Genomic DNA, 6,479 nt, shown 5'->3' with positions numbered 1-6,479 from the left:
GGGTGATAGGATTCTTATAGTCTATGTCCTAGCTCAGTTGGCTACAGCTATACGTGTCTTGCCAAGCTGTGACTGACAAGGGAAGCCAAAGATCGGTTGACGAACGATGAGCAGAAGTTGCCATGATGTGAATTTCTATGCTCAGAGTTGGCAGTAGATACGACAACCTTACCAGCATTAACGACAGACTACTTCAAGGTCTATCATTAACGTCTGTTATTCTGAGCACCGGACTATGAGCGATTGGCAGAGTAATGATGCTATTTTTTCAATACGGTATGCTGGGAATTAAAAAAAGATCGATTATTTCGCCCAAACCAATTCCTAAACCAGCAATTGCGGCAAACCAAAGTAATATCTGATGTTGCTCAAATTGAGCAGAGCGCATTTCAAGATCAGCCCAAAACGTTGCCACAACAGGGAGAAAAATTAACCCCAAGAACTGAAAATCACTGACGAAGAGGATCACACATAGAGTGATCGCAAGACTAACCGCTATAGTTCTAAACAACCCTTGAGAGCTAAACCATGACAATTGCTTGAGCAGAGGGGTTCCTTTTCCGGCAGTTGTCAGCATTACAGCAATCACAGCCGCCCCAACAAGCCAAGCAATATGATGCTCAGCTAAATGCCATCCCAGTAAGACATACGCTAACCACAGTATTCCTAAAGCTAACCAAGGTATCCTACCAAGAGGTTCAGTATTCATGCGGTGTTAGCTCCGATGTGATTGACTAATAAGCAGTAAATGAACACACGAGCTTTCGATCACTGCGATACTACAAACGGCTTTCTAGGCCTGTAGTAACCACTGCTAAAGCTATCGAATCTTCAGCTTTTATACATCCATCTTGATAAGTAACGATTGCGATTTCATCCTAGGTGAAATATTTGGTTTTCTGCCTCGGCTAAGCGATCCTCAATCCTTGAAAATTTTCAGAATCATCTTCAACGGTTCCGCTAGAAGAAGCGACGATCGATACCTGCTTAATATATATAGTCATTTATTTGAACAACTTGACGATTCATTCATTATTTTAATGATAAGGTTAGATTAACTAAAAATAGATAAAAATAAATTAATTTTATCTATGTTGGTTCTATTGGATTAGAGCAATTCCCGTCTTAATACAACTTTTTTGCAAGGAGATGAATATGACTAACGATAATAGTTACAACCTTGGTGTTAACTCTGGAACTCGCAACCACAAAGGCGCTTTTGTTCGACACACAGCTTACAGATTGATTGAAGTTAATCAAGCAGGTTGGGCTGTGATTTGTCAAGATCAAGCCACTTGCCACTATGTCGATCCTTCCAATTTACGAGTAATTAATCATCCGGGCGGAAATCACGCAGGTGATTCTGTGTGATTGTTTACCTGCGTGACTTCTAGAGTTTCGCTAGACGAATACAGCTAGCTGGTAGAGAAGACCATACCAAATTTGAGACTTTAGCAATTAAGCTAAATGGTTAACGAGAGCACTGCTAAAGTCTTCGTAGGGTTTAGCACCGACCACCGTTTCTGCCAACTCGCCTTGCTTGAAGATCATGACTGCGGGAATGCTGCGGATGCCAAATCTTTTAGCAACAGGCTTGTTGGTATCGAGGTCTAGCTTAAAGACTTTAGCGCGATCGCGATACTCCTCTGCCAGTTGATCCATTAAGGGAGCAACCAGTTTACACGGCCCACACCAAGTAGCGGTGCAGTCTACTACAAATAGTGGCTCGGTCTCTAGCAGCGTATCGAACTCAGCTTCATCTTGAATATAAGCAGCAGTCATGGGCTTTCCTACAAAGACAGCATTATCTCATAGTTGCACTTTGGAAGACGCTAAGTAAGGTTTTAGACCTGTGGTTAAACGATCGCGCATCGCCCTTGTAAAGACGCAATTAATTGCGTCTTTACGACACGGCATCAAAGCTAATTAACAGGTCTACACCACTACCATCCGTAAGCTTGAGCTTTAATTGAAGGAGATTAGGCAAGCTTCAAGGTCTGAGGTAAACTTTCATTAAGTTATGCTCAGGATTGCTTTTATGTCTCGTCGCACTTTCCTTGGTGTTCTCTTAACGTGCTGCTTTGTACTAGCTTCTAGTTTCAGCGCCGTTGTGCCTGCTTTTGCCCTAGGCGGCACGCTTCCCTCCATTGACCAACCCGCACCAGATTTCACGCTGCCAAGCAACTCTGGGGAAGGAACTATATCTTTGGCAGATTATCGCGGAAAGTGGGTTGTTGCTTATTTCTATCCCGCCGATTTTACGCCGGGGTGCACGATCGAGGCACGTAAGTTTCAGCAAGATCTGCCCCAGTATCGCGATCGCAATACTGAAATTCTCGGCATCAGTGCAGATGATGTGACTTCACATTCTGAATTTTGCGATTCTGAAGGGCTGAAGTTTCCGTTGCTAGCAGACGCGAAGGGAACGACCAGTAAAGCTTACGGCTCGTGGATTGGCATTCGATCGGCTCGCCATACCTTCATCATTGACCCAAACGGCACTCTAAGAGCGACATTTACTGGCGTCAACCCAATCGTGCATAGTAAAGAAGTTTTAGCGAAATTGGATCAATTGCAGCTTAGCAACGGATAACAGAAATTATTCGTTGCCTCTGTCTCGATTGGGTGTCAACTTCTTACAATTGATCGCATAGCTATTCAGCGATGGGCAACTCAGTATGGATCTTGAGCGGCAGGTATCTCAACCTTTAGGATCTCAATCGTCGGATGACGGATTGGACTTTGACCAACCGCCTGTCCGTAAACCTTTGATCTTGCTCCGAGACACAGAGCGATCGCTGCGGGGCAGAACCCTTGACGCGATCGCGCCGCTTCTACCCTCTGACCTTGCCTTGACGCTCGGTGAAGCATCTCATCAAGCCGACAAGTCGCTTGAAGAACTCTCCCAGATTGACCTAGAGGAGATTACTGACGCCGATCTCAAACCCGCCCGGATTTTGATCGGACTCACCTTTGTCGGGTTTGGCGGACTGACGATGATGTTTCTTGCCTTTTGCTTATCCATTTTGCGTCCCGAACTGAGTGCGATCGCGCAAATTCACGAGTATTGGCATCAATATATCTGGTTTATCAGCATGGGCGTTGCCGGGTTGACGATGTTAGGGCGAGAAGCCATGCGTCCGTCTGATCACGAGTAATCAGGGATTGAGAATCAGGGATTGAGATAGTTCGGTCGGGCTTGCTGGGTTTGCTGGAGTACTGCTTCTAATGCTTCCCAGTTATCTTGCTCAACCAGATGCAGCAGATGATTCAGTTGTTCTCGGTAAGCATAGAGCGATCGCACCAGCTCCGATTTGTTATACCGTGCCATCATTACGCCCAACTCTGGATTGCCGCCACCGACTCGGCTCGTATCTCGAAATCCAGAACTCGCTAAGGTTTGAGCTAATTCTAAAGTCGCCTTGTCCGATTCACACGCGGCGATCAAACTTGCACTAGCTATCACAGGCAGGTGGGAAATCCAAGCAACCGCACGATCGTGATCTTCCGGGCGGCAGTAGTGCAGCTTGACTTGCAGCGGACGCAGGATCGATTCGAGCAGCACGATCGCGGCTTCAGGAGTCGCTTCTGTCGGAGTTAGCACATAAGGATTTCCGGCAAACAGCCCGTGTAGTGCTGATTCGATCCCACTTTCTGCCGTTCCCGCCATCGGGTGGCCGCCAACAAAGTTTTGCCACAGGGGAGTAATTTCTTGAACGACAGAGGCTTTGACAGAACCCACATCAGTTAAAACGGTGTCAGGAGAAATTTTAGGAATCAATGCGGCCACTGTTGAGCGAAGGTTTGCGATCGGCGTGCACACAAAAATCAAGTCCGTATCCGCCAGCAGAGCCAACTCTACTCCAGCATCATCTACCGCACCCCGCGCAACGGCAATCTCACAGGTTCGCTCTCGGCGGCTCACTCCCAACACTTCGTGCCCCTGCGATCGCAAGTCCAACCCCAGCGATCCGCCAATCAGTCCTAGCCCAACGATCCCAATTTTCATAAGCTTCTTAAACGGCGTACAAGGTAATTCTGCTGTAGATCTGGGTACGTTAGCACCAGACAACGTGAAGGATGAAGTGTAGTTCACAGTACACTTTGTGACTGCAAGTTTAGACCATTCAGGTCGAGAACATTCGGTTGCAAGACCGTTTTTCCAGGCACGTTTTTCGAGGTTTTTCGAGGTATTGGTACAGGGGTTTCTCAATGAAGGCTGAGGACATTCTAGGAAAATACGCAGTAGGCGAGAGAGAGTTTTCTGGGAGTACCCTCAGTGACACAAAGCTGACCGGAGCTAATCTCAATGGAGTCAACCTCAGTCAGACCAAACTGGTCAACGTAAACTTCAGTTTGGCGAAGTTGACCAGCACTAATTTTGGTAAAGCAGAGGGCGATCGCGTCAATTTTAGCGGGGCAGATCTGACGCTGGCAGATTTGAGCGAGGCAGATTTGAGCAATGCCAATCTCAGCAATGCTGATCTGACCCGCGCTGAGTTGAACGGGGCAAACCTACACCGCGCCAATCTCAGCAACGCCGACCTAAAAGATGCCAAGCTGCGGCAAGCGACTCTCTCTCAAGCGAATCTCAGCCGCAGCATTCTTCGTCATGCCAAATTAACGTGCGTCAATCTTAGCGAGGCTAATTTAGCCAACAGTGACTTAACGGGTGCAGACTTGACAGGTGCAGACTTAAGAAATGCTGAACTTCGACAGGTCAACCTGAGCCGAGCCAATCTTCAAGGGGCAGATCTGAGCGGTGCAAATCTACGGTGGGCAGATCTAAGCGGTGCAGATTTGCGTTGGGCGGATCTGAGCGACGCAAAATTTAGTGGAGCTAACCTCACAGGAGCCGACCTCAGTCATGCCACTCTGCTAGATGCCACTTTAGTTCACGTCGATTTGACTCGTGCCAACCTTGCTGGGGTCGATTGGGCAGGCGCAGATCTCAGTGGCTCTACCTTAACCGGAGCCAAACTCTACGGAGTTTCGCCGTTTGGAGTAACAACTAAGGGTGCAATTTGCCGATGGATTGACTTAAGCCAGAATGGAGATCAGAGTAAAGTGTACCAATTTCAAACGGAGAATCCGCAGGAATACTTTAACGAGAAGCCCCCTACAGTGCAGGTCATCGTTGACGATCGCTTGGGGGCAGCTGCCAACTGTGCGTTAGCGGTAACGTACCAACAAATCGCCCAGCATAGCGGACAGTTGATTCCTGTTCCCAGCATCGAGGTCTATCGTCGTCGAACGATTCTGACGTTTGAGTTAGAGCGCGACGAGCAACTTTTTCTCGCTGCCTATGTTGCCGTTTTTCCATTCGACGATGCCAAGCCAACCGAGCAGAATAGTTTGCAAGTCGTTCAGTCGATTCCCTCTCAAGTTTTTCACTCAGATGCAAGGCGGCTCCAGCAGTTTCAGGAGCTTGTCACCCGTTTAAGCTACCAAGTGAAACAGGTGAACGCCATCAAGCAACTGCAATCGATTCCGATCGCCATCAAAAAAGTGCCCTTCTTCCAATCTCCGACTCGAACGGTGTTGACGAACTCGAACAATCAAACGCTGACGCTGTATGAAAATCCAAATTTCGGCAAGCGGCGGATTCAGAGACCCCTTGCTGAGCAGGATTTAGCCTTTCTGCATGAGCCATCCCCATTTCAGTTGCCCAGTCAAGAAGCCGCGATCGCATTTGTGCAAGGATTCCATGACGCTAATGTGTAAGCAAAGGTTGTAAACAAAGAAACTCTATTTTCAGAAAGCCAGAGTCTTCTCAATGCAGCGGTCGGGGATGAGCCATTCGATCGCAACCTCAACGTACACTAAACACACAAACCACTCGTTTACAAAGGCAAGTGGAATCGCCATCGTATAGAACACCACCGATATTTTTCTCTTAATGTCTCTGCCTAGTGCGATCACCAAAGCGGACAGGCGCTGCGGTTGAATAACTGCTAGTAATCTTTGCGACACCACCAAGCCCTTCCATCAGCTGATCCAACAAGGTTATTCTTACCTCACTGACCACAAACCAACCTTCAAAAGTAAGTAATCTCAACAAACAGTCTTGTAGAGATAGCATAGAGCAGTTAGTTTTGAAAGCTATTGCACAATGTCATCACTATTTGATCAAATTTCTCTTGAGCAAGAACAGAACAACCTTCTGGAAGCTTTGGCAGAAGCAGAGAGGAGCCTCCCACAGGACTTTAGGGTTTCTTCGTCACAAAATGGGTTAAAGATACTTCGACATCCAGGACTTCCAGATGGAAAAAGGGAAGTACGAAGGCGAGATGTTGAAATCCTAGCTCACGTAGGTTTAATCGCTTCCCCTACCAATAACCAACTTTATGTTATGCCTAACGGACATCAGTATTACACGGAGTTGAAGCAACGCTCTGGTCAACCAGCGGAGCGCTTGGAAAGTTATAGCTGTAGCCAACTGAGCTAGGACATAGACTATAAGAATCCTATCACCCGTG

8 protein-coding genes are annotated in these 6,479 nt (G+C 47.3%); 4 read left to right on the top strand and 4 right to left on the bottom strand.

From position 1 onward, the window contains the following. Window positions 1-268: 268 nt before the first annotated feature. Window positions 269-709 (bottom strand): hypothetical protein, encoded by a 441-nt coding sequence (locus tag AC5I6P_RS27510; protein WP_495696968.1) that lies wholly within the window; start codon window positions 707-709, stop codon window positions 269-271. Window positions 710-1,155: 446 nt separating this feature from the next. Between AC5I6P_RS27510 and AC5I6P_RS27505 the strand changes: the two genes are divergently transcribed. Continuing rightward, on the top strand, window positions 1,156-1,371 hold the full coding sequence (locus AC5I6P_RS27505) for a hypothetical protein (protein ID WP_495696967.1): 216 nt from the start codon (window positions 1,156-1,158) through the stop codon (window positions 1,369-1,371). An 87-nt stretch (window positions 1,372-1,458) separates the two neighbouring features. Here AC5I6P_RS27505 and trxA read toward each other — a convergent pair whose 3' ends face one another. Next, entirely contained in the window at window positions 1,459-1,782 is a 324-nt protein-coding gene (gene trxA, locus AC5I6P_RS27500) for a thioredoxin (RefSeq protein WP_495696966.1), read from the bottom strand. A gap of 256 nt (window positions 1,783-2,038) precedes the next feature. Here trxA and AC5I6P_RS27495 point away from each other — a divergent pair, with 256 nt between their 5' ends. Next, window positions 2,039-2,593 carry a peroxiredoxin gene (locus AC5I6P_RS27495; protein ID WP_495696965.1) on the top strand — a complete coding sequence of 185 codons (555 nt, stop codon included), beginning with the start codon at window positions 2,039-2,041 and terminating at the stop codon, window positions 2,591-2,593. A gap of 85 nt (window positions 2,594-2,678) precedes the next feature. After that, window positions 2,679-3,158, top strand: a complete 480-nt coding sequence (locus AC5I6P_RS27490; RefSeq protein WP_495696964.1) for a hypothetical protein — start codon at window positions 2,679-2,681, stop codon at window positions 3,156-3,158. Between the two features lie 14 nt (window positions 3,159-3,172). Here the strand turns inward: AC5I6P_RS27490 and AC5I6P_RS27485 are convergent, their stop codons facing one another. Then, window positions 3,173-4,009 carry a prephenate/arogenate dehydrogenase gene (locus tag AC5I6P_RS27485; protein WP_495696963.1) on the bottom strand — a complete coding sequence of 279 codons (837 nt, stop codon included), beginning with the start codon at window positions 4,007-4,009 and terminating at the stop codon, window positions 3,173-3,175. A gap of 203 nt (window positions 4,010-4,212) precedes the next feature. Here AC5I6P_RS27485 and AC5I6P_RS27480 point away from each other — a divergent pair, with 203 nt between their 5' ends. After that, the gene (locus tag AC5I6P_RS27480; protein WP_495696962.1) at window positions 4,213-5,724 is read left to right on the top strand and encodes a pentapeptide repeat-containing protein; all 1,512 of its coding nucleotides are present in this window, start codon (window positions 4,213-4,215) and stop codon (window positions 5,722-5,724) included. Between the two features lie 30 nt (window positions 5,725-5,754). On the opposite strand, the gene AC5I6P_RS27475 is transcribed toward AC5I6P_RS27480, so the two are convergent. Next, window positions 5,755-5,973 (bottom strand): hypothetical protein, encoded by a 219-nt coding sequence (locus AC5I6P_RS27475; RefSeq protein ID WP_495696961.1) that lies wholly within the window; start codon window positions 5,971-5,973, stop codon window positions 5,755-5,757. Window positions 5,974-6,479 lie beyond the last annotated feature (506 nt).

Source organism: Myxacorys sp., assembly GCF_059501405.1.
Note: the sequence above shows the minus strand (reverse complement) of the source record. Positions and strands in the feature narration are given on the sequence as shown.